20 protein-coding genes are annotated in these 19,803 nt (G+C 71.9%); 10 read left to right on the plus strand and 10 right to left on the minus strand.

All coding sequences use genetic code 11. From position 1 onward, the window contains the following. The first annotated feature begins 125 nt into the window (after nt 1-125). Nucleotides 126-884: a sulfite exporter TauE/SafE family protein gene (locus ACFQPS_RS00710; protein WP_377355584.1), complete on the plus strand. Its 759-nt coding sequence runs from the start codon at nt 126-128 to the stop codon at nt 882-884. Here ACFQPS_RS00710 and ACFQPS_RS00715 read toward each other — a convergent pair. The 5 genes from ACFQPS_RS00715 to ACFQPS_RS00735 all read right to left on the minus strand — a co-directional run bounded on the left by ACFQPS_RS00715 (nt 859) and on the right by ACFQPS_RS00735 (nt 4,654). Further along, nucleotides 859-1,941 carry an SDR family oxidoreductase gene (locus tag ACFQPS_RS00715; protein ID WP_377355586.1) on the minus strand — a complete coding sequence of 361 codons (1,083 nt, stop codon included), beginning with the start codon at nt 1,939-1,941 and terminating at the stop codon, nt 859-861. The two genes, ACFQPS_RS00710 and ACFQPS_RS00715, sit on opposite strands and share 26 nt — an antisense overlap. A 95-nt stretch (nt 1,942-2,036) precedes the next feature. Beyond that, entirely contained in the window at nt 2,037-2,690 is a 654-nt protein-coding gene (locus ACFQPS_RS00720) for a porin family protein (RefSeq protein WP_377355588.1), read from the minus strand. A 169-nt stretch (nt 2,691-2,859) separates the two neighbouring features. Beyond that, nucleotides 2,860-3,054, minus strand: a complete 195-nt coding sequence (locus ACFQPS_RS00725) for a hypothetical protein (protein WP_377355589.1) — start codon at nt 3,052-3,054, stop codon at nt 2,860-2,862. A gap of 55 nt (nt 3,055-3,109) precedes the next feature. After that, nucleotides 3,110-3,712, minus strand: a complete 603-nt coding sequence (locus ACFQPS_RS00730; RefSeq protein WP_377355591.1) for a 3-keto-disaccharide hydrolase — start codon at nt 3,710-3,712, stop codon at nt 3,110-3,112. 78 nt (nt 3,713-3,790) lie between these two features. Then, nucleotides 3,791-4,654 (minus strand): MlaA family lipoprotein, encoded by an 864-nt coding sequence (locus ACFQPS_RS00735; RefSeq protein WP_377355593.1) that lies wholly within the window; start codon nt 4,652-4,654, stop codon nt 3,791-3,793. A gap of 215 nt (nt 4,655-4,869) precedes the next feature. Here ACFQPS_RS00735 and ACFQPS_RS00740 point away from each other — a divergent pair, with 215 nt between their 5' ends. After that, nucleotides 4,870-6,231 (plus strand): lipopolysaccharide biosynthesis protein, encoded by a 1,362-nt coding sequence (locus tag ACFQPS_RS00740; protein ID WP_377355594.1) that lies wholly within the window; start codon nt 4,870-4,872, stop codon nt 6,229-6,231. Here the strand turns inward: ACFQPS_RS00740 and ACFQPS_RS00745 are convergent. Beyond that, complete coding sequence (locus tag ACFQPS_RS00745) at nt 6,179-7,366, minus strand: glycosyltransferase (protein WP_377355596.1); 1,188 nt, start codon at nt 7,364-7,366, stop codon at nt 6,179-6,181. The genes ACFQPS_RS00740 and ACFQPS_RS00745 overlap by 53 nt on opposite strands. Nucleotides 7,367-7,517: 151 nt before the next feature. Here ACFQPS_RS00745 and ACFQPS_RS00750 point away from each other — a divergent pair, with 151 nt between their 5' ends. The 4 genes from ACFQPS_RS00750 (at nt 7,518) to spt (ending at nt 11,919) form a co-directional block, all read left to right on the plus strand. Then, nucleotides 7,518-9,284, plus strand: a complete 1,767-nt coding sequence (locus tag ACFQPS_RS00750) for a fatty acyl-AMP ligase (protein WP_377355597.1) — start codon at nt 7,518-7,520, stop codon at nt 9,282-9,284. Between the two features lie 11 nt (nt 9,285-9,295). Further along, a complete protein-coding gene (locus tag ACFQPS_RS00755) occupies nt 9,296-10,261 on the plus strand; it encodes an NAD-dependent epimerase/dehydratase family protein (RefSeq protein ID WP_377355599.1) in 966 nt (321 codons plus the stop codon). A gap of 182 nt (nt 10,262-10,443) precedes the next feature. Further along, on the plus strand, nt 10,444-10,695 hold the full coding sequence (locus ACFQPS_RS00760) for an acyl carrier protein (protein WP_377355601.1): 252 nt from the start codon (nt 10,444-10,446) through the stop codon (nt 10,693-10,695). A 3-nt stretch (nt 10,696-10,698) separates the two neighbouring features. After that, nucleotides 10,699-11,919: a serine palmitoyltransferase gene (gene spt / locus ACFQPS_RS00765; RefSeq protein WP_377355602.1), complete on the plus strand. Its 1,221-nt coding sequence runs from the start codon at nt 10,699-10,701 to the stop codon at nt 11,917-11,919. A gap of 74 nt (nt 11,920-11,993) precedes the next feature. Here the strand turns inward: spt and ACFQPS_RS00770 are convergent, their stop codons facing one another. From ACFQPS_RS00770 to ACFQPS_RS00785, 4 genes are read right to left on the minus strand one after another with little or no spacing between them, the layout of a single operon-like run. After that, the gene (locus tag ACFQPS_RS00770) at nt 11,994-12,590 is read right to left on the minus strand and encodes a class I SAM-dependent methyltransferase (protein WP_377355604.1); all 597 of its coding nucleotides are present in this window, start codon (nt 12,588-12,590) and stop codon (nt 11,994-11,996) included. A 7-nt stretch (nt 12,591-12,597) separates the two neighbouring features. Continuing rightward, nucleotides 12,598-13,572, minus strand: a complete 975-nt coding sequence (locus ACFQPS_RS00775) for a hypothetical protein (protein WP_377355606.1) — start codon at nt 13,570-13,572, stop codon at nt 12,598-12,600. Next, nucleotides 13,569-14,522: a diacylglycerol kinase family protein gene (locus tag ACFQPS_RS00780; RefSeq protein ID WP_377355608.1), complete on the minus strand. Its 954-nt coding sequence runs from the start codon at nt 14,520-14,522 to the stop codon at nt 13,569-13,571. The genes ACFQPS_RS00775 and ACFQPS_RS00780 overlap by 4 nt, the downstream gene beginning before the upstream one ends. Beyond that, nucleotides 14,519-15,763, minus strand: coding sequence for a CDP-alcohol phosphatidyltransferase family protein (locus tag ACFQPS_RS00785; protein WP_377355610.1), 1,245 nt, complete (start codon nt 15,761-15,763; stop codon nt 14,519-14,521). The genes ACFQPS_RS00780 and ACFQPS_RS00785 overlap by 4 nt, the downstream gene beginning before the upstream one ends. A 127-nt stretch (nt 15,764-15,890) precedes the next feature. Here ACFQPS_RS00785 and ACFQPS_RS00790 point away from each other — a divergent pair, with 127 nt between their 5' ends. The 4 genes from ACFQPS_RS00790 (at nt 15,891) to lptG (ending at nt 19,785) form a co-directional block, all read left to right on the plus strand. Continuing rightward, nucleotides 15,891-16,862, plus strand: a complete 972-nt coding sequence (locus tag ACFQPS_RS00790; protein WP_377355612.1) for a metallophosphoesterase family protein — start codon at nt 15,891-15,893, stop codon at nt 16,860-16,862. Between the two features lie 141 nt (nt 16,863-17,003). Beyond that, nucleotides 17,004-17,468 carry an HIT family protein gene (locus ACFQPS_RS00795; RefSeq protein WP_377355613.1) on the plus strand — a complete coding sequence of 155 codons (465 nt, stop codon included), beginning with the start codon at nt 17,004-17,006 and terminating at the stop codon, nt 17,466-17,468. Beyond that, nucleotides 17,465-18,709 carry an LptF/LptG family permease gene (locus tag ACFQPS_RS00800; RefSeq protein ID WP_377355614.1) on the plus strand — a complete coding sequence of 415 codons (1,245 nt, stop codon included), beginning with the start codon at nt 17,465-17,467 and terminating at the stop codon, nt 18,707-18,709. Before ACFQPS_RS00795 ends, ACFQPS_RS00800 begins: the two co-directional genes overlap by 4 nt. Continuing rightward, nucleotides 18,706-19,785, plus strand: a complete 1,080-nt coding sequence (lptG, locus tag ACFQPS_RS00805) for an LPS export ABC transporter permease LptG (RefSeq protein ID WP_377355616.1) — start codon at nt 18,706-18,708, stop codon at nt 19,783-19,785. The genes ACFQPS_RS00800 and lptG overlap by 4 nt, the downstream gene beginning before the upstream one ends. The last annotated feature ends 18 nt before the right edge of the window (nt 19,786-19,803 follow it).

The raw sequence follows: 19,803 nt of genomic DNA on the forward strand, positions 1-19,803 counted from the left end.
TCCGGCTCCGGGCGATCCCGCTGCCGACGCTGGCGACGAGGCTCCCGCTCCCGGTATAGGATGCCGCCCCGGCATCGACCGGCCTGTGCCGGGGCGCAAGGGCCGGTCTCCGCCGACGGAGGGGCATGCTCGACCAGATTCTTCTTTTCGCCGCCGTCGGCTTCGCGGCGCAGATCGTGGACGGGGCCATCGGCATGGCCTACGGCGTCACCGCCACCACGGTGATGCTCAGCCTCGGCATTCCCCCCGCAACCGCCAGTGCCAGCGTCCATGCGGCGGAGGTGTTCACGACCGGCGCGTCGGGTCTTTCCCACTGGATCGCGGGCAATGTGCGGATGCGGCTGGTGCTGCGGCTGGCGCTGCCCGGCATGGTCGGCGGGGCACTCGGCGCCTATGTGCTGTCATCCGTGCCCGGCGACGCGATCCGACCGTTCGTCTCCCTCTACCTGATGGCGATGGGCGGCCTGATTCTCTGGAAGGCCCTGCGCCGGACGGAAGTCACGGACGCGCCTCCGAAGCGGCTGGTTCCGCTGGGACTGACCGGCGGCTTTCTTGACGCGATCGGCGGCGGGGGCTGGGGGCCGCTCGTCGCCTCCACCCTGATCGGCGGCGGCACGGTGCCGCGCTACGCCATCGGCTCGACCAATCTGGCGGAGTTCTTCGTCACCGCCGTCGTCTCCGCGACCTTCGTCGTGACCATCGGGCTGCATCTCTGGCCGGTGATCGCGGGGCTGATCCTGGGCGGCGTGCTGGCGGCGCCGTTCGCGGCCTATGTGACCCGGCGCCTGCCGGACCGGCCGCTGATGATCCTGGTCGGCGTGGTCATCGTGCTGCTGAGCCTGCGGAACCTCCTGCCGGTCATCGCACCCTGGCTGCCGTTCTGAGACGGGACGTTCTGAGACGGGAGTCGCGGCCGGGGCGGGCGCTGCCTTTCCGGCTGCCGGCCGCGGCCGCCAGCGCCAGCCCGCCGCCCAGGGCCAGCAGGCTTCCGGCCGCCACCAGGCGCGCCGCCGCGGCGGTGAGGGAGGGACCGACCTGCTTCGACTCCGCATCGAAGCGGCCGTGCGCCCGGTGCAGCCCCGCCACGGGCTCGAACAGGTTGTCCTCGCGGTCGGCGGGAAGCGGGTCGCCGGTGCCCTGGCCCTTCACCGCCGTCGCGGCGAGATAGCGGTCCGCCAGCCCCGGGGCGGCGAAGGAACCGAGGATCACCAGCGGGGTGGAGCCGCCGACCCAGTGCTCCCGCGCCGGGTTGTCCGCCGCCTCCAGGATGTGGCCGGCGATGCCTTCGGGCTGGAAGACGGGGGCGACGGGCCGGGGCTGCGTGCCCATGCGGGTGCGCGCCCAGTCGAACTGCGGCGTGTTCACGGCGGGGATGTGAACGGTGGTCAGCCGGACATCGCTACGCAGGTACAGCAGTTCGGCATGCAGGCTGTCGAGGAATCCCTTGATGGCGTGCTTCGCCCCGCAATAGGCGGCCTGCACGGGGATGCCGCGGTAGGCGAGGGAGGACCCGACCTGCACGATGGTGCCGGCATTCCGTGGCAGCATCCGCCGCAGCGCCGCCATCACCCCGTGCATGGACCCGAGATAGGTCACCTCCGTGACGCGTCGCAGCTCCGCCGGTTCCAGGTCCTTCACCAGGGAAAAGACCGTGGACATGGCCGCGTTGATCCAGAGGTCGATGGGCCCGAATTCCCGCTCCACCCGGTCGGCCGCCGCCTCGACCGCGGCCGCATCCGCCACGTCGCAGGGAAGCTCCAGGGCGCGGCCGCCCAGCTGCTCGACCTCGGCCCGGGTCGCCGCCAGCCCGTCGGTGCCGCGGGCGATGATACCGATGCGGTCGCCGCGGCGGGCAAGCGCCGCCACGACGGCGCGGCCCACCCCGGCGGTCCCGCCGGTGACGATGACGGTGCGGGGCGTCCTGGCGCGGGAACTGTCCATGCCGGGTCCTTACAGCTGCGTCTACGGGAGAGGACAGGGAAACCGGAACCGGCCGCCGGGAGTTCCGGCGGCCGGTGCGATCGTGGCCGTTCCCGTCAGAAGCGGTAGCCGAGTGTGGCGACCAGTTCGTGCGCGCGCAGATCCTCGTCCAGGACGCCGCTGGTGGAGGAGAGCTGCACCTTACCCAGGTCCACGTAGCGGTAGCCCAGGTCGAAGAACAGGCCGCTGCCGGTCTCCACCTGCGCGCCGGCCATGAGCTGCCAGGAGAACTGGTCGTCATCGCTGCCGAAGAACCGTTCCAGCCGGTTCTGGTCGGCGATGATCACGTCCACGTCGTCCACCTTCGTGGTGGACAGGCCGATGCCGGCTCCCAGATAGGGCCGCACCTGCTGGCGGTTGCCCATCAGCTCGAAGGCGCCGAAATCGTAGTAGGCGTTGACCATGAGGGTCCGGTTGTCGACCTCGCTGTTAATCGGCAGGCCGCCGGCGGCAAAGCCGCGGCCGCCTTCGACGATGTAGCGGTCGCGCCAGTCGGCGGTCAGATCGACGCGCAGGTTGGGATTGATCCGGTAGCCCGCGCCGATGCCCCAGAGCGGCGAATAGTCGATCTCGTCCTCCGAGGACCAGGAATAGCCCAGGCTGCCGCGGATGTAGGGACCGCTGTCCCCGCTGCGGGTGCCCTGGGCGAGCGCCGGGGCCGTGGCGACGAGAAGGACGAGCGCCGTAGCGCCGGCGAGACGATGCTTCATCAGATATCTCCGTGTTGTTGCGTTCCACGACGCCCCAACACCGCAGCGCAGCGAATCGTCATCCCTTGCCGGTCGGCCGGTCCCGGTTACCGATGCCTGTTGCCGATCCGCACCACTCCTATCGTTGCGACACAGTATGCCCCGGTGACTGTGAGGGGCGGCGAATTCGTCAGGCGCGGAAGGTGCCGGGCGGCGGGCGCTGCGGCACGGGAACAGGCTGCGGCTCCCCGGGCTGGGGCGGGATGTCCTGGCCCGGCAGGTCGCGGCCCGGCAGGTCCCGCCCCGGTCCGGGGATGCCCTGTCCGGGCAGGTCCTCGTTCGGCAGGGGCGGGCGGGTCGGGGGAAGCGGCTGCGGCTGGTTCATGCTCGCACTCCTTTCAGACTGGGTCTGTCGGACTGGGGGAAAGGGAGGCCGGCCGTCACAGCCGGGCGATGCGCAGGTTACGGAACTGGACCCGGGAGCCCGGGTGGTGGGCCTGCAACCCGACATGCCCTTCCGGCCGGCGGTTGCCGCGGTCGAGCCGGCTGACCGGCGTGCCGTTCAGCCAGACGCTCAGGCAGGGGCCACGGAAGGCGATGTCGAAGCGGTTCCACCCGCCGAGGGGACGGGACAGGCGCTCCTGCGCTGCGGCCAGCCGGTAGACCGCCCCCGTCAGATGCAGCGGACTGTCCAGGCGGTCCGCCTCGGGATCGACGCCGCGGTCGTCGATCTGCACCTCGTAGCCCAGCCGGATGGCGGGGCCGAGATCATGGGCCAGGGGCGGGATGCGCAGGAAGACACCGGAATTGTCCTCCGGTGACCGGGCGCGCCAGTCCACCCGCAGCAGGAAGTCGGCATAGACCGAGTCGGCGTACCAGAAGATGCCCGGCCCGCCCTCGCTCTCCAGGACTCCGTCCGCGGCCCAGAAGAAGCGGCCCTGGCCGGCCATCTGCCAGCCGTCCAGATCGGCGGCCAGCAGTGGTTCCAGCGCGTCATCGGCGATCAGCGGCGGGGCCGCGGCGGGCGACAGGTCCTCGGCCATGCGGCCTCCGTCCGTTCCGGCATGGCCGGACAACCGGAAAGGGGCCGCGACGGTTCCTGACGGGGCGCTGTTCCCGCGTCAGTCGTAATCGGGGATTTCGGGGAACTGGTTCGGATCGCTGCGGCCGTCGCGGATCAGGCCGTTGCGCTGCTGCCGGTACAGCGACCGGCGGGCGGCGTAGTAGTCGAAGCTGTTGGCCCGCAGATCGTCCACCACCTCGATATAGCTGGCGCGGGCGTCGATGGCGACCAGCCCGATGCGGGTGTAGTTGATCCATTCGCGGTCGGTGCCGTCGGCCAGACGCGCCACCGGATCGGCCCAGGACTCGGCGAACAGGGCCGGGCCGTCGCGCAGGGAGGAGGGGCCGAGCAGCGGCAGCACGATGTACGGCCCTTCGGGCACGCCCCAGACGGCCAGCGTCTGGTCGAAGCTCTCATACTCGTAGGGAAGGCCGTTCTTCGCCGCCACGTCGATCAGCCCGGCCAGCCCGACCGTGCTGTTGATGACGAACCGCTTGGTGACCGTGCCCGCCCCGTCCCAGTCGCCTTGCAGGATCTGGTTGGTCAGGTCCAGCGGCGCGCGCAGATTCTGGAGCACGTTGCGCACGCCCACCTGCATCGGGTCCGGCACCACCGCCCGGTAGATCTCGGCCAGCGGCCGGAACAGGACCACGTCGAACGCCTCGTTGAACCAGAAGATGCCGCGGTTCACCGGCTCCAGCGGATCGTTCACGTCCTCCTCGGCCCCGACGGGCGCCCTGCCGGCGGGGGGCACCGGCGCCGTCGGCACCGGCACGATGGGGGAGGTGCGCGGTGCCCACTGCTCGGCCCGCGCGGCACCGTCGGGTCCGGGGGTGGCGGTCAGGAACACCCCGAGGGCGGAGGCGAGGAGGGCGGAGCGGAGCACGGTGCGGAAGGGGGGCACGGAGGGGACCTCGGACATGTCGGGGTACGCGGGCGAACCGGCTGGGGCGGCGCTGCCGACCGGAGCGCAGGCAAACCTTCTTCTCAGGATAGAAGTAGAATGCAGCAGAAAGGCGAAAAGTGACATGGGTCACAAGGCGCGCTTCCGGCGGTCAGCTCTTCGTCCGGCGCAGGCCCTGGGCCGGGTCCGCGGTCCTCTGGCGGCGGTTGCGGCTTCCTGCTAGGTGATCCGCGATGACTACGCCCCCCGGTCCCTCCCCGTCCCATGGAAGCTGGCTGCGCGACACGCTGCTGCGCCGGCTGCTCGCCAACGCCTCCAAGCTGCTGGGCGGCAAGGCGCTGAACGCCGTCTTCGGGCTGGGCGCCCTGGCGGTGGCTGCGCGCGGGCTGGGGGTGGAGCAGTTCGGCGTGCTGGTGCTGATCCATACCTTCACCCAGGCGGTGGGGGAGATCGCCAAGTTCCAGTCCTGGCAGGCGGTGCTGCGCTACGGCACGCCGGCGTTGCGGGAGGAGAGGCGGGGCGACTTCCAGCGTCTGATCCGCTTCACGGTGCTGCTGGACGGGATCAGCGCCGTGCTGGGCATGGCGCTGGCGGTGGCCGTGGCCGGGCTGGCCGGGCCGGCCTTCGGATGGCCGGACGAGGTGCTGCCGGCGGCCATGCTGTACGTCACTTCCTGTCTGTTCATGGTGACGGCGACGCCGACGGGCGTGCTGCGCCTGGTCGACCGCTTCGACCTGCTGGCCTGGCAGAGCACGGTGGGCGCCGCCGTGCGCTGCCTGGCCGGGGCGGCGGTCTGGGCGGCGGGCGGGGGACTCGGCGCCTTCCTTGTGGCCTGGTACGTGGCGACGGCCGCGGCCGGTGTCTTCCTGATCGCCGCGGGCTGGCGCGAGCTGTCCCGCGGCGGCCTGCTGGCGGGCTGGCGCTGGCGGGGCGGCGGGCTGACGGCGGGGTTCCCCGGCATCTGGGGCTTCGTCTGGACGACGAACCTGAACACGACGCTGGAACTGGCCTTCACCCACATGGGCACGCTGGCGGCCGGCGCCTTCCTGGGCACGCGGGAGGCGGCGCTGTTCCGCATCGCGCGTCAGTTCGCCGACGCCCTGGCCAAGCCGGCGAAGCTGCTGGTGCCGGCCATCTATCCGGAGCTGGCCCGGCTCTACGCCGCCGGCGACATCGCCGGCATCCGACGGCTGATGCAGCGTTCGGCCCTGCTGGCCGGACTGGTGGCGACCGTCATGATGGTGGCGGTCTGGCTGCTGGGCGAATGGGTGCTGCGGGTGATCGTGGGGCCGGAGTTCGTGGCCGCGTTCCCGGTCATGCTCTGGCTGGTCGCCGGGGCGGTGGTCGGCATCTGGGCCTTCCCGCTGGAGCCGCTGCTGATCTCCACCGGCCATGCCGGTGCCGCGCTGCGGGTCCGGCTCTGGTCCACCGCGCTCTACGTGCCGCTGCTGCTGCTGCTGCTGGACACGGTGGGGCTGATCGGTGCCGGCTGGGCGGCGCTGGCGGCATCCCTCTTCATCTTCGTCGCGCTGCTGCTGCCGGTCATCCGCTGGTTCGGCCGCAGCGGCGGGCAGCCCGGGCCGCAGCATCCCTGAGCGCGTCGCGGTAGGCGAGGGCCGCACCGGCGACGGAGAAGTCCCGCGCCCGCGCCATCAGTGCCGCCTTGTCCGCCGGGCGGTCGAGCAACGTCTCGATGGCCTGGGCGAGCGCCAGATCGTCGCCCACCGGGACCAGCGGCCCGAGCCGCCCGTCCTCCAGGATCTCCCTGCTGCCGCCGGGGCAGTCGGTGCTGGCGACGGGGCAGCCGACGGCCATTGCCTCGATCAGCGCCCCGGGCATGCCCTCCCAGCGGGAGGACAGGACGAAGCCCGCCGCCCCCGCCAGGGCGGGGAAGGGGTTCGGCACGAAACCCGGCAGCGCCACGCTGGCGGCGATGCCCAGATCCTCCGCCAACCGGGTCAGCCAGCCGCGCTCCTCCCCCTCGCCCAGGATCAGCAGGCGCACCGGCCGCCGGCTCCAGACCCGGGCCACGGCGCGCAGCAGGGTGGGGAAGTCCTTCTGCCGGACCAGCCGCCCCAGCCCCAGGATCACCGGCGGGCCGCCGTCGGCCAGCCAAGGGTGCGGCGGCGGCAGCGCCGCCCGCGCCGCCACGTCATCCTCCACCACCGGGTTGGGGATGGCGGCCACGCGGTCCGCCAGCTCCGGCACCAGGGCCGCCGTCTCCCGCGCCAGATCGGCGGAGACGCAGAGCGCCGCATCCACTGCGCCGTAGGTCCGGCGCACGGCCCAGCGGCGCAGCCGGTCGCGCAGGCGCTCGCGGCCGCCGACCATGGCATTGCTGACCCGCACGGCCAGCGCCGTGCCGGGCACGCCGGCCAGCCGGTGGGCCAGCACGGTGGCCAGCGCCGCATGGTTGGCCGCGGCCATCAGCACGTCCGGCCGCTCCCGCCGGACCCAGGCGGCCAGGGCGGGGATCGCCGCGGCCATGCGCAGGGAGCGGCCCGGCAGGCGGGCGGCCGGGCCGCCGACCACCGTCAGCCGGACCGTCGGCGGCAGTTCCGCCCGCAGCGGGCCGTCGGCCCGCACCACCAGCAGGTCGATGTGCGCGCCCAGCCCGGCCAGGGCGCCGGCCAGGGCGAGGGTGCGGCGTTGCGCCCCACCGGCCTCGAATCCATGCAGGACCAGGGCGATCCGTTCCGCGGAAGGGCTGTCGGCTTCTGTGGAATCCATGGGCATCGCTGGTCCGACGGTATGGCCCGGGCCGTTCCCCGGGGGCGGCCACGGGGACGACGATTGCCCGGCGCGGCGGTCGATGCTAACCAATCGCCTTCATCCTACGGGATCAACCCCTTTCCGCCTGCAAGGGCGGTGTGTTGCAGGCATGCAGAGTCCGACCCCGACCGAGAGCACCCTCCCTGCCCTGCGTCTGGCCGACTTCGACACCGTGACGGAGGCGTTGGACTACGCCGCGCGGGGGCGGAGCGGTCTCAACTTCTATTCGGGCAAGGGGGAACTGACCGAGGTCCTGCCCTATGCGCTGCTGCGCGAGCAGGCGATCGACCTCGCCCGGCGGATGCTGAAGGCGGGGCTGCGGCCGGGCGACACCGTCGCCATGATCGCGGAGACCGACGGCGACTTCCTGCGCGCCTTCTATGCCTGCCAGTATGCCGGGCTGGTGCCGGCACCGATGCCGCTGCCGGCGGCCTTCGGCGGCAAGGAAGCCTATATCGACCATATCCGCCGGATGATCGAGAGTGCCGGCGCCGCCGCGGCCCTGGCCCCCGCCTTCCTCCAGGACTGGCTTGCCGCGGCCGTGGCCGGGTTGGACCTGAAGGCGGCGGGCACGCTGTCGCAGATCGCCGACGGTCCGGCCGACGGCGTGGACCTGCCGCGGGTGGAGCCGGGCAGCCTCTGCTATCTCCAGTTCTCCTCCGGCAGCACCCGGTTCCCCCTGGGCGTCGCGGTGACGCAGCGGGCGCTGATGGCGAACGCGGCCGGCATCACGCGGCATGGCCTCCAGGTGCGCCCTGGAGACCGCTGCGTCTCCTGGCTGCCGCTCTACCATGACATGGGGCTGGTGGGATTCCTGCTGGCGCCCTTGACCAGCCAGCTCAGCGTGGACTTCCTGGCGACGCGCGAGTTCGCCCGGCGGCCGCTGCTGTGGCTGCAACTGATGACGGACAACGGCGCCACGCTCTCCTACAGCCCCAGCTTCGGCTACGAGCTGGCGGCGCGCCGGGCGGAGACGGCCTCGACCGGGACGCTGGACCTGTCGCGCTGGCGCGTCGCCGGGATCGGCGGCGACATGGTGCGGCCGCGGGTGCTGTCCCGCTTCGCCGAGGCCTTTGCCCCGCGTGGCTTCCGCCGGGAGGCCTTCGTCGCCAGCTACGGCATGGCCGAGGCCACCCTGGCGCTCAGCTTCGCCCCCCTGGACCGCGGCATCGTCACCGACACTGCCGACCTCGACCGGCTGGAGAATGACGGCGTCGCCGTGCCCTCCGACGGGGAGGCGGTGCGGGCGCGGGAGTTCGTGCTCTGCGGCCCGGCCCTGCCGGAGCACGAGGTCCAGGTGCGCGGGGAGGACGGAACGGTCCTGCCCGAACGCCGCGTCGGCCGCATCTTCGCCCGCGGCCCGTCGCTGATGCGGGAATACCGCGGCCGGCCGGAAGAGACGGCGCAGGTGCTGTCGCCGGACGGCTGGCTGGACACGGGCGATCTCGGCTACGTGGCGGACGGCCAGATCGTCATCACCGGCCGCGCCAAGGACCTGATCCTCGTCAACGGCCGCAACATCTGGCCGCAGGACCTGGAATGGACCGCGGAAACGGGGGTGCCGTCGCTGCGCAGCGGCGACACGGCCGCCTTCTCCGTGGACAGCGATGCCGGCGAGACGGTGACGGTTCTGGTCCAGTGCCGCGCCACCGACCCCGAAGCGCGCGAGGATCTGCGCCGGGCCGTGGCCGGGGTGCTGCGCGCCGCCCACGGGCTGGAGGTGGCGGTCGTGCTGGTGCCGCCGCATTCGCTGCCGCAGACCTCATCGGGCAAGCTCAGCCGGTCGCGCGCCCGGCAGATGTTCCTCGCCGGTGCCTTCGTTCCGCCGGCCGCCCCGTCCGCCGGCGCTGCCGCCGCGGCCGGTCCCGCCGCCTGATCCCGCCGGGCATGGACGGCCCGTCTCCCGTCGCCGCCGTCACCGGCGCCACCGGCTTCCTGGGCCGGTTCCTGGTCCGGGCGCTTCACCGTCAGGGCTTCCAGGTCCGCATCCTGGCGCGCCAGGACCCGGTGCATCCGCTGTTCCGCGACATCCCGCTGGAGGTGGTGCCGGGTGACCTCGCCTGCGCGCCGGCGCTGGCGCGGCTGGTCGCCGGGGCGGCGACCGTGGTGCATGCGGCCGGACTCATCAAGGCCGCCACCGCCAGCGACTTCTTCGCCGTCAACGAGGGCGGGGCCGCTCGGGTGGGGGCGGCGCTGGCCGGCCATGCCGCGGGCGCCCGCCTGTTGGTCGTCTCCAGCCTCGCCGCGCGGGAGCCGGAGCTTTCCCCCTATGCCGCCAGCAAGCGGGCGGGGGAGGGGGCGGCCGTCTCCGCGGCGGCGACGGCGGACTGGTGCGTCGTCCGGCCGCCGGCGGTGTACGGTCCCTGGGACCGGGAGACGCTGGCCCTGTTCAAGGCCGCGGCAGGCCCCGTCGTGCCCGTCCTGGGCGGCCCGGAAGCACGGCTGGCGCTGATCCAGGTGGAGGAGGCGGCGGCGGCCGTGGCGGCGCTGGCCCGGCCCGGCGGACCGGCCGGAAGCACGTTCGAACTGGCCGATCCGCGATCCGCCGGCTATGGCTGGGATGAACTGCTGGACGCGGCAGCGGCAGCCGTGGGCCGGCGCGCAAGGCGCATCCCCCTGCCGAATTCGGCCTTGCACCTGCTTGGCCGTATGGGCAGCCTCCGCGCCCGGGTCAGCGGCCGGCCGGTCATGCTCACCGCGGACAAGGTCCGGGAGATCCTGCACGAGGACTGGTCGGTCCGGCCCGACCGGATGCCCCCGCCGGAGCTGTGGTCACCCCGACTCGGGTTGGCCGACGGGTTCGCGGCGACCGCCGCATGGTACCGCGAGAGGGGCTGGCTGGCCGTCGTCTAGCGGGGTGTTGCTGATTTACAATCATTTCCCCGGTTATCCGGGGGACGGGAATCGCCCTGGAAGGTTTCTGCTTGCATCAGCGGACGTTGCACTTACCTTACGGCGACGTGACCGATTTCTGATAGGGCGAGTTCACGGGTGGAGTGACCGCGGTCACATTGCAAACTTGACGGCATGGTTAGATGAACTCCGATAACGGCGCCATCATTGAAGAGATTATCCGTGCTCTCGGGCCCAGCTTGACTCCGGGCGTCGTCATAACCCCTGAAACGAACATCACCCGCGATCTGGGGCTGGATTCGCTGGCAGTGATGAACTTCGTCATGGTTCTTGAAGACAAGTTCGACGTCTCAATCCCTCTCGACAAGATCGCGGAAGTGGAAACCGTGGGCGACCTTGCGAGAACCATCAATGAACTCCGGGGCGGCAACTAGAACATGACCATACTCGCGAAATTCGCACCGCTGCGGGAGGCCTATGAGAAGCTCAGAGAGTTTGGTCACGATCCCTTCTCGGTCCAGTTCGATCGGATCGTTTCGCCGACTGAGGGCATTCTCGGGGGCCGCCGCACGATCCTGCTCGGGACCAACAACTATCTGGGGCTGACCTTCGACCAGAGCTGCATCGACAAGGCCGTGGAGGCCGTGGTCGAGCAGGGGACCGGCACCACCGGGTCCCGCATCGCGAATGGCAGCTATGCCGGCCACCGCGATCTGGAGGCCGCCCTCGCCCGCTTCTACGGGCGCCAGCACTGCATGGTGTTCACGACGGGCTATCAGGCGAACCTGGGTATCCTGTCCACGCTGGTGGGCAAGGACGACATCCTGGTGATCGACGCCGACAGCCACGCCAGCATCTACGACGCCTGCAAGATGGGGCAGGCGCAGGTCGTGCGCTTCCGCCACAACGATCCCGACGATCTCTACAAGCGGCTGAACCGCCTGTCCACGCATCCGGGCAACAAGCTCGTGGTGGTGGAGGGCATCTATTCGATGCTCGGCGATACCGCGCCGCTGAAGGAGATCGCCCAGGTCAAGCGCGAGACGGGCGCCTTCCTGTTGGTGGACGAGGCGCACTCGATGGGCGTGCTCGGCGCGCACGGCCGCGGTCTGGCCGAGGCCGCGGGCGTGGAGCAGGATGTCGATTTCATCGTCGGCACCTTCTCCAAGAGCCTGGGCGCCGTCGGCGGTTTCTGCGTCTCCGACCTGCCGGACTTCGACATTCTGCGCGTCGCCTGCCGGCCCTACATGTTCACGGCCTCGCTGCCGCCGTCGGTCATCGCCTCCACCATGCAGGCGCTGCACCGCATGCAGGAGGAACCGGCGCTGCGCCTGCGGCTGACGGCCAATGCCCGCCGCCTGTACGACGGGCTGAAGGGCCTCGGCTTCCGGGTCGGGCCGGAGGCGAACCCCATCGTCTCCATCGCCCTGCCCAGCCGGGAGATCGCCATCGCCTTCTGGAACATGCTGCTGGACAACGGCCTGTACCTGAATCTGGCGCTGCCGCCGGCCACGCCGGACAATCTCCCCCTGCTGCGCTCCAGCGTCAGCGCGGCGCACACGCCGCAGCAGATCGAGACGGCCATCGGCCTGTTCGCCCAGATCGGGCGCAGCCTCGGGCTGCTGCCGGCCACCAAGGTGCATGCCGCCGCCGAGTGACGGCGCGGTATTCCGCACGGTCCGGGAAGGGCGGGGGCGCAGGCTCCCGCCCTTTTCTGTTCAGGCTTTCCCGGTCAGGCTTCCCGGCGCCAGAGACCGGCCAGCCAGGTCTGCCGGCGGCGCGGCACGCCCGGCGGCCGGCGCCATTCCTCCACCGGAACGAACCCCGCCCGGTGCAGCAGCCGCCGCGTCGTCTGCGGCCGGCGGAAGGACATCCAGCGGTCGCCATCCCAGCCCTCCAGACCGTCGCCCGTGGGATCGCAGCAGTAGAGCACGCCCGCCGGGCGAAGCGCGCGGGCCAGCTCCGCCAGCAGCGGCTCCAGCAGCGGCGTCGGTACATGCATCAGCACGGCCTGGGCGAAGATGCCGTCGAAGCGCTCCGGTGGCAGGGTCAGGGCCAGGAGGTCCCGCTCCCAGACCTCGCAGCCGCTTTCCGCCCGGGCGCGCGCGGCCAGGGCCGGGCAGGCGTCCAGCCCGACCGCCGCGTGGCCGGCCGCCGCGAAGGCCCGCAGGTCGCGGCCCGGCCCGCAGCCGAGATCGAGGATCGCCGCCCGCGCAGGCAGCAGGGCCAGGAAGCGGGCGCGGCTGTCGCTGGTGTCGTGGCCCAGCAGCGCCTCGGCATAGGCCTCGGCGTGCGCGACATAATGGCCGATGGAACCGGGTCCGGTCACGGCAGGGTCAGCGGATGGCGCCGCGGCGCCAGAGGAACCAGAGCAGGCCGGGCGCGGCCAGCAGCGGCCAGCGCCGCTGCCAGGGGGCCAGCGCCAGCCGCACGCCGGAATGCCGCTCCACCTTCCAGGCGATGTAATCGACCCCGTTACGGAAGGTGAAGGCGGCCTTCACCAGCCGCGCGACGTTCAGCAGCTTGCCGGCGACCTGCCGCCGCCGCCAGCGCCGCCGGGCCGAGTCCCGCTCGCCTGCGGTGAGGTCGGGGCGCAGTATGCCGTCACCGGACCCGTCGAAGCCGGTGCCGGCCAGGGTGAGGGCGGGGCGGAACAGGGCGGCGTAGCGGTCGGCGGCGTGCCCGACGATGCCGCTGGCGCGGTCGCCCTTCTCCACCCGCAGTTCGGCGGCATAGGTATGGCGGAACAGGGCGTCCCAGAATCCGACCGGGGTGCCGCTCTCCGGCCCCAGCCGCGCTGCCCACCAAGCCGCGGTGGCGACGGCCGCCGTGACGGCCCCCGCCGCCCAGCGCCCGGCATCGGCGTCGCGTGCATGGACAAGGCGGACCGGCTGGGCGAAGCGGGCCCAGATCGTCGTGTCCAGGCTGTCCGGCCGCACCGCGCGCTCGAACTGGCTGCGGGACATCACCGCCACCTTGGCCCGCACGGTACGGCCCTGCCAGGGAGTTTCATGGAAGAACACGTTGGGCGGCAGCAGCCGGTTCGCCAGCGCCTGCCAGGTCCCCCGGCCGTGCCAGCCGGTCAGGCTGTCCACGATCACGTAGAAGTCCAGCACCCCGTCCAGGTCGCCGGTGCGCAGCACGGAACCGTAGAAGAGGACGGCGGCGACGCTGCCGCCCCCGTGCCGGACCAGATCCAGCGCCAGGGCGGTGGCAGCCGGCGGGACCGGCTCCGCCAGTTCCGCCGCGATCGCCCCGACCAGCGCCTCGGCAGCGCCGGCGGCCGGCGTCTCCGGGGCGGCCGAAGTCATGGGATCACGAAGTCCATGCTGCGGCCGGCGGACAGATGCACGGTGCCGCCGGGGCCGGGATCGAACATCTCGCCGTCGATGACGAAGGGCGACCGGATGCCCAGCGTCAGCTTCTCCGCCACACCGCTGCGGTAGCCGTCGGCCAGCATGAAGGGCTGGGGGCGGCCGCGCATCAGCGGCAGCACCGCCCGGTGCAGCGACTCCGGATGGGCGGAGATGTCCAGATAGCGGATCGGTTCCCGCCCCTCGCCCCAGAAGGGCCAGATCCCCAGCACCAGCCGGTGCAGCGTCGTCGCCAGGAAGAGGAAGCGGTTCGCGTCCGGCCCGTTCGAGCCGTCCACGACGACGTTCATCGGCTCCCCGTCCAGCCAGCCGTCCTTGCCGCGCAGGGCCCGCGCCAGGGCGCCGGCGATGGTCAGCGCCACCGCCGGCCCCTGGTACAGGCCGCGGGCATGCACCTTCTCCTGCGCCAGCGCCGTGCCGCGGGTGAAGGCGGCGGTGCCCATGAACATGCCGCGCACCGGCGGCCGCGAGCCGTCGGCCCAGGTCGCCTCCAGGATCGGGCGGCGCTGGATATGGCTGCCCAGGTAGCCGCGCCGCGCCTCCTCCACCAGCCGGCAGAAGGCGCGGGTGCCGTGGCCGGTGGTGCCGACGTCGGCGGCGATCAGGTTGGTCTTGCCCGAGGCCAGGATGGACAGCATGGGCTGCTGGTCGCCATAGGCCTCGGGCAGGGCGGTCAGGACCTCCCGCACCGTGCCGTCGCCGCCGTCCACGACGATGATGCCGACCTCGTTCCGGGCGAAGTCGGCCAGCACCTCCGTCAGCTCGGCCGGGGTGGCGGGCTCGGCATAGAACAGGCCCAGCATCTCCGCCGCCCGGCCGGCCACGTCGCCGTGGCTGGAGCGGTTGCGCTGACTCCTCGGATTGCGGATCAGGCCCAGGCGGATCATGGGGCCAGCCAGGACCGCACCGGACCGTGCCGCTTGGCCTCGAAGGCCTGGAGGATCTGCGCCGTGTGGACCAGGAAGCTCGCCGCCGTCCAGATGGTCACGGCCAGCATGCCCAGGTCCGGGCGGCCGAAGAGGGTGAAGGCCGTCAGCAGCAGCAGGTTCGGGTTGCGCCGCGCCGTGACCAGCCGGAACTGGCTGTCGAAGCGGCGCCAGATGTGGATCTCGATCTTGAACAGGGCGAGGAACAGACCCTCCTGGAGGCGCTGCGCGACGTAGCCGCCGACGACGATGGCCAGCACCAGCGCCTCGTTCCCCAGCGGCATGCCCGCGGCCCCCAGGCCGACGACCCAGGCCCACCACCAGAAGGGCGGATGCACGAGGTCGATACCGTGGTCGAAGACGTTGCCCCACTTCGACGAGGTGAGCGTCACCCGCGCCAGCTTGCCGTCCACCGTGTCGAGGAAGGTCATCCCCCAGGCGAACAGCAGGCCGATCACGAACCAGCCCATCCAGAACGAGATGAACGCCAGCACCACCAGCGCGGCCGACGCGGTCGTCACCTGGTTCGGCGTCACCGCGTTCAGGGCGCACCACTTGGTGGCGGCCTGGGCCGGGCGCGGCCAGACATACTTGGTCACCAGATCGGTGACGCCCTTGTAGGAGCCGTCGAAGGTCCGCCGCTCGATGGCAGGGACCGTCCCCGGCGTCAGCCGCAGCAGGAAGGGCGGCTCCTTCTTGCGCAGGGCATTATTGTAGTCGGAGGACAGCTCTCCCGGCCGGACGGTGCGCAGGGCCGGGAACTGACCGTCCGGCAGCGCCTGCCCCGAGAGAAGGACTAAAGCCACGGCCGGGGCGTTATCCGCATCGACATGGGCGGCCACCGCCTCGCCCGAGGCCGGATCGAGCAGCAGCGTGCCGGGCGCGCGGACGAGATCGCGCACCAGCACCTCGTCGAAGACGAAGTCGGCGCGCAGCAGGATCTGCGGGGCCGTTCCCGGATCGGGTGCCTCCGACCAGGAGCGCACGGCGGTCACGCCGGCCCGCACGAGCTGGCGGCGGAGGCGCTCGACGGAGGACATGCCCCAGATGTCGGCCGGGCTGTCGCCGATGATCGCTGCCTGCGGCAGGGCCGGGACGGTCCGGTTCTCGATGGCCTGGCTCTCCCCAGGCGAGGCATCGGGAGTGTCCGCAGCGGAGGTCGCAGCGCCGGGCGTCACAGTGTCGTTCAGGGAATCAGTCATTGTCATCAATGCTTCTTAACGCAATGTTTCGGGTTAGATAGCTGTTCGGGCGGGCGCTGCCTACGCACCGACTGGCCGCAACGCCTGATTTGGCGGTGATGTGACGGATTTCTTCAGCGGGTGTTGCATGTTTGCCCTTCGTTTCGCGCATTTCACCGACCCGCATCTGCCGCTGCCGCCGGACGGCCCGGGCTGGACGGAACTGATGTCCAAGCGCCTGTTCGGCTATCTGTCCTGGCGCCGCCGCCGGCACCGCATCCACCGGCCGGAGGTGCTGGCCGCCCTGCTGGCCGATATCCGGGCGCAGGGTCCCGACCACCTCGTCTGCACGGGGGATCTTGCGAACATCTCCCTGCCGGAGGAGTTCGAGCGGGCCCGGGTCTGGCTGGAGGCCACCGCGGCCCCGCAGGACCTGACGCTCGTCCCCGGCAATCACGATGCCCTGGTGCCCGTTCCCTGGGCGCGGGGCCTGGGGCTGTGGGAGCCGTGGATGCGAGGCGATCCCGGCACCGAACCGGAGGGCGCCCCCGGGGAGGGGGGGCTGTTCCCCTCGCTGCGGGTGCGTGGCGCCGTCGCCTTCATCGGTCTCAGCTCGGCCGTGCCGACCGCGCCCCTGCTGGCCACCGGCCGCGTCGGCCACCCTCAGCTCCGGCGCCTGGAGGCGCTGCTGCGGGATCAGGGTGCTGCCGGGCGCTACCGTGTCGTGCTGCTGCATCATCCGCTGGCCGACGGGACCGTCCGCGCCCGCAAGGCCCTGACCGACCGGGCCGCCGTGCGCGCCGTGCTGGCCCGCGCCGGGGCCGAACTGGTGCTGCACGGGCATGCCCACTGCGCCCGCTTCGCGGCGTTGCCGGGACCGCTCGGCCCGATCCCGTCGCTGACGGCACCCAGCGCGTCCGCCGTCGCCCATGGCCGCTACGATGCGGCGCGCTGGTCCCTGGTCGCGGTCCGGCGCACGCCCGACGGCTGGCGCACCGCGGTCACGGTGCGCGGCTGGGAGGCGTCGGCGGGAGCCTTCGGGACCCTGGGCCATTACGACCTGCTGATGCCCGCGCAGACGGGCGCGAAGGAGGAGGGGGTGGCCGAGCGGGCCGCCTGAGAACAACAGCGGGTCCCGGACGGGCAGGACCGGTGACGGCTGCCCAGTGACGGTTTGCGCCCGCGGCGATCCATCACTAGAGTACGCGCCCATCGCCGAGGCGCTGTGCCCGCCGTCACTCCGCCGTGCAGGGATTCCCAGATGTCCGCCGTTCCCACCGCGACCATGACGAAGTTCGGCTATCCGCGCACGCTGGTGGCGGAGACACCGCACTGGGCGGTGCTGGTCCGTCCGAAGCAGCCGACGCTGGGATCGCTGGTCGTGGCCGCCCGGCAGCCGGCCAGCGCGTTCGGTCAGCTCGGCGTGGACGCCTTCGCCGGCTTGCAGCCGGTGGTGGCCCGGGTGGAGGCGGTGCTGCGCGACGTCGTGGGATACGAGCGCATCAACCACCTGATGCTGATGATGGTGGACCCCGACGTGCATTTCCATGTCATTCCCCGCTATGACGGCACGCGGGAGTTCGAAGGGGTGACGTTCCCCGATCCCGGCTGGCCGGGACCGCCCGCCCTGGGCGATGCGGTCGATCCCGATCCGGCCGTGCTGGACCGGCTGGTCGCCCGGCTGCGCGCCGCCTGGGATGCCCGGGCGACGGGAACCGGCGCGTGACCGAGGTCGCCAACAGCGCCGCGGGAATGGACCGGACCCGGATTCCCTTCGGAACCCGGCTGATCGACCGCTACATCCTGACCGAGACGGCGAAGCCGCTGGCCCTGTCGCTGGTCGTCGTCATGCTGGCCCTGTTGCTGGAGCGCATCCTGCGCCTGTTCGACCTGCTGGCGAACCATGGCGGGCCGTTCCAGCTCGTCCTGCGCATGGCGGCCAATCTGGTGCCGCACTATCTCGGCCTCGCGCTGCCGGCCGCCTTCTTCATCAGCATGTTCGTCGTCGTCGCCAGATTCGGGGACGAGAATGAGCTGGACGCGCTCCAGTCCAGCGGCCTGTCCGTGCCGCGGATCACCCGGCCCTTCCTCTGGCTGGGGACCGGGCTGATGGTGTTCAGCGTGCTCCTGTTCGGCTTCATCCAGCCCTACAGCCGCTACGCCTATCAGGCGATCCACTACGCCGTCGTCAACGCCGCCTGGGACGCGACCGTGCCCCAGTCCGCCTTCGTCGATGCGGGGCAGGGGGTGACGATCACGGCCGACATGGTCGATCCCACCGGCCGCAACCTGGAGCGGGTCTTCGTGCAGCAGCTCCGCGACGGGGAGGAATGGGTGACGACGGCCGAATCCGGCCGGCTGGGCGTCAGCGACGACCGCAAGCGCATTCTCCTGACGCTCGACAACGGGGTCCAGGTGCGGACCCGGCCGGACGCCACCGTCGAGGTCGTGCGCTTCGGCCGGCTGACGCTGGACCGCGAATTCACGCTGGAGGCGCCGCCCTTCCGCCCGCGCGGCGGCAGCGAGCGCGAGCTGACCCTGCTGGAGCTGTGGCAGGAGATGCACCAGCCCATCACCCTGGTCCCGCGCGCCACGCTGGAGGCGGAATTCCATGCTCGGCTCGTCCGCGCGGTATCGCTGCCGCTGATGCCGCTGCTGGCGCTGCCGATGGGCATGGCGGCGAAACGGGCGCGGCGCGGGCTGGGCATCGCCCTGGCCGCGGCGATCCTCGTCCTCTACCACCATTCCATCCAGATGGGCGAAAGCCTGGCCGATATCGGGCGCGTGCCTGCCGCCCTGGGGATCTGGGTGCCGTTCGTGGTCTTCGCGCTGCTGTGCGGCTGGCTGTTCTACCGCACCCAGGACCGGCCGGGCGAGAACCCGTTCGCGCATGCCTTCGACCGCCTGGATGCCGTGCTGCACGGCGTCATCCGGCTGCTGCCCCGTCGCCGCAAGGAGCGGCCATGACCGGAACCCTCGCCCGCTATCTGTCGCGCCAGTTCCTGGTGCGCAGCCTCGCCGTGCTGGTGGCGCTGACGGCGCTGCTCCAGCTCCTGGACCTGCTGGACGCCGCCAGCCGCGTGCTGGAGCGGGGGGGCGCTCTGGGGGATCTCGGCACCTATGCCCTGCTGCGGCTGCCCTCCATCGTCGAGCGGCTGGTGCCGCTGGCGGTGCTGGTCGGCTCGCTGACGACGCTCTACGGGCTGGTCCAGAACAACGAGATCGTCGCCATGCGGTCGGCCGGGCTGACGCCCTACCAGTTGCTGGCGACGCTGATGCCGGCGGCCGTCGCCATCGCGGTCTTCCATCTGATCCTCTCCGATCAGATCGCGCCGCGGGCGGAACGCGCCTTCCTCACCTGGTGGGCGGAGACGGAACCGCCGACGGACGACGACCTCCCCCTGGCGGAGAAGAAGCTCTGGCTGCGGGTCGGGAACACCATCGTCGCCGCCGAACGGGTGCTTGAGCGCGGCGCCCGGCTGGAGCAGGTCAGCCTCTATCCCCGCGACGACCAGGGCCGCGTGACGGAGCGGATCCGGGCTGCGGCGGCCATCTACGGTGAGGGGAACTGGACCCTGCTGGACGGCACCCGGCTCGACCTGACCCGGGGCGATTTCAAAGCCGAGCCGTTCGTGCGGGCGCCCTGGCCGGTGCGGCTGCATCCCGCCAACGTGGTCGAGGTGTTGCAGCCGACGGAGAACATCCCGCTGCTGCGTCTGCGCAGCATCCTGCGCGGCGACTGGGCCGGACGGCAGAGTCCGGCTTATTACGAGACGCGCCTGCACGAAACCTATGCCGGGCCGCTCGCCACCCTGATCATGGTGCTGCTGGCGGCGCCGGTGGCGCACGGCATGCGCCGCAGCGGAGCCGTGGGCGGCAGCATGGCCCTGGGGATCGGCATCGGGCTGACCTACCTGCTGGCGGACGGCATGCTGGCGGCGCTGGGGGAGGCGGGTGCCATGCCGGCCGTCATCGCCGCCTGGGCGCCGACGGTCTTCTTCGCCGCGGTGGGCGGTGCCATCCTGGTGCATGTGGAGGGGTAGGCACGCATCCGGGCAGCA

The organism is Rhodocista pekingensis (genome assembly GCF_042665545.1).
Lineage (GTDB): Bacteria > Pseudomonadota > Alphaproteobacteria > Azospirillales > Azospirillaceae > Rhodocista > Rhodocista pekingensis.

Excerpts from the sequence above, each read along its gene's own strand:
- spt (WP_377355602.1), top strand. The coding sequence starts at position 10,699 with ATGACCATACTCGCGAAATTCGCACCGCTGCGGGAGGCCTATGAGAAG.
- ACFQPS_RS00730 (WP_377355591.1), bottom strand. The coding sequence starts at position 3,712 with ATGGCCGAGGACCTGTCGCCCGCCGCGGCCCCGCCGCTGATCGCCGAT.
- ACFQPS_RS00750 (WP_377355597.1), top strand. The coding sequence starts at position 7,518 with ATGCAGAGTCCGACCCCGACCGAGAGCACCCTCCCTGCCCTGCGTCTG.
- ACFQPS_RS00785 (WP_377355610.1), bottom strand. The coding sequence starts at position 15,763 with ATGACTGATTCCCTGAACGACACTGTGACGCCCGGCGCTGCGACCTCC.
- ACFQPS_RS00740 (WP_377355594.1), top strand. The coding sequence starts at position 4,870 with ATGACTACGCCCCCCGGTCCCTCCCCGTCCCATGGAAGCTGGCTGCGC.
- ACFQPS_RS00745 (WP_377355596.1), bottom strand. The coding sequence starts at position 7,366 with ATGGATTCCACAGAAGCCGACAGCCCTTCCGCGGAACGGATCGCCCTG.
- ACFQPS_RS00710 (WP_377355584.1), top strand. The coding sequence starts at position 126 with ATGCTCGACCAGATTCTTCTTTTCGCCGCCGTCGGCTTCGCGGCGCAG.
- ACFQPS_RS00755 (WP_377355599.1), top strand. The coding sequence starts at position 9,296 with ATGGACGGCCCGTCTCCCGTCGCCGCCGTCACCGGCGCCACCGGCTTC.
- ACFQPS_RS00735 (WP_377355593.1), bottom strand. The coding sequence starts at position 4,654 with ATGTCCGAGGTCCCCTCCGTGCCCCCCTTCCGCACCGTGCTCCGCTCC.
- ACFQPS_RS00795 (WP_377355613.1), top strand. The coding sequence starts at position 17,004 with ATGTCCGCCGTTCCCACCGCGACCATGACGAAGTTCGGCTATCCGCGC.
- ACFQPS_RS00725 (WP_377355589.1), bottom strand. The coding sequence starts at position 3,054 with ATGAACCAGCCGCAGCCGCTTCCCCCGACCCGCCCGCCCCTGCCGAAC.
- ACFQPS_RS00775 (WP_377355606.1), bottom strand. The coding sequence starts at position 13,572 with ATGACTTCGGCCGCCCCGGAGACGCCGGCCGCCGGCGCTGCCGAGGCG.
- lptG (WP_377355616.1), top strand. The coding sequence starts at position 18,706 with ATGACCGGAACCCTCGCCCGCTATCTGTCGCGCCAGTTCCTGGTGCGC.
- ACFQPS_RS00715 (WP_377355586.1), bottom strand. The coding sequence starts at position 1,941 with ATGGACAGTTCCCGCGCCAGGACGCCCCGCACCGTCATCGTCACCGGC.
- ACFQPS_RS00790 (WP_377355612.1), top strand. The coding sequence starts at position 15,891 with ATGTTTGCCCTTCGTTTCGCGCATTTCACCGACCCGCATCTGCCGCTG.
- ACFQPS_RS00780 (WP_377355608.1), bottom strand. The coding sequence starts at position 14,522 with ATGATCCGCCTGGGCCTGATCCGCAATCCGAGGAGTCAGCGCAACCGC.
- ACFQPS_RS00720 (WP_377355588.1), bottom strand. The coding sequence starts at position 2,690 with ATGAAGCATCGTCTCGCCGGCGCTACGGCGCTCGTCCTTCTCGTCGCC.
- ACFQPS_RS00760 (WP_377355601.1), top strand. The coding sequence starts at position 10,444 with ATGAACTCCGATAACGGCGCCATCATTGAAGAGATTATCCGTGCTCTC.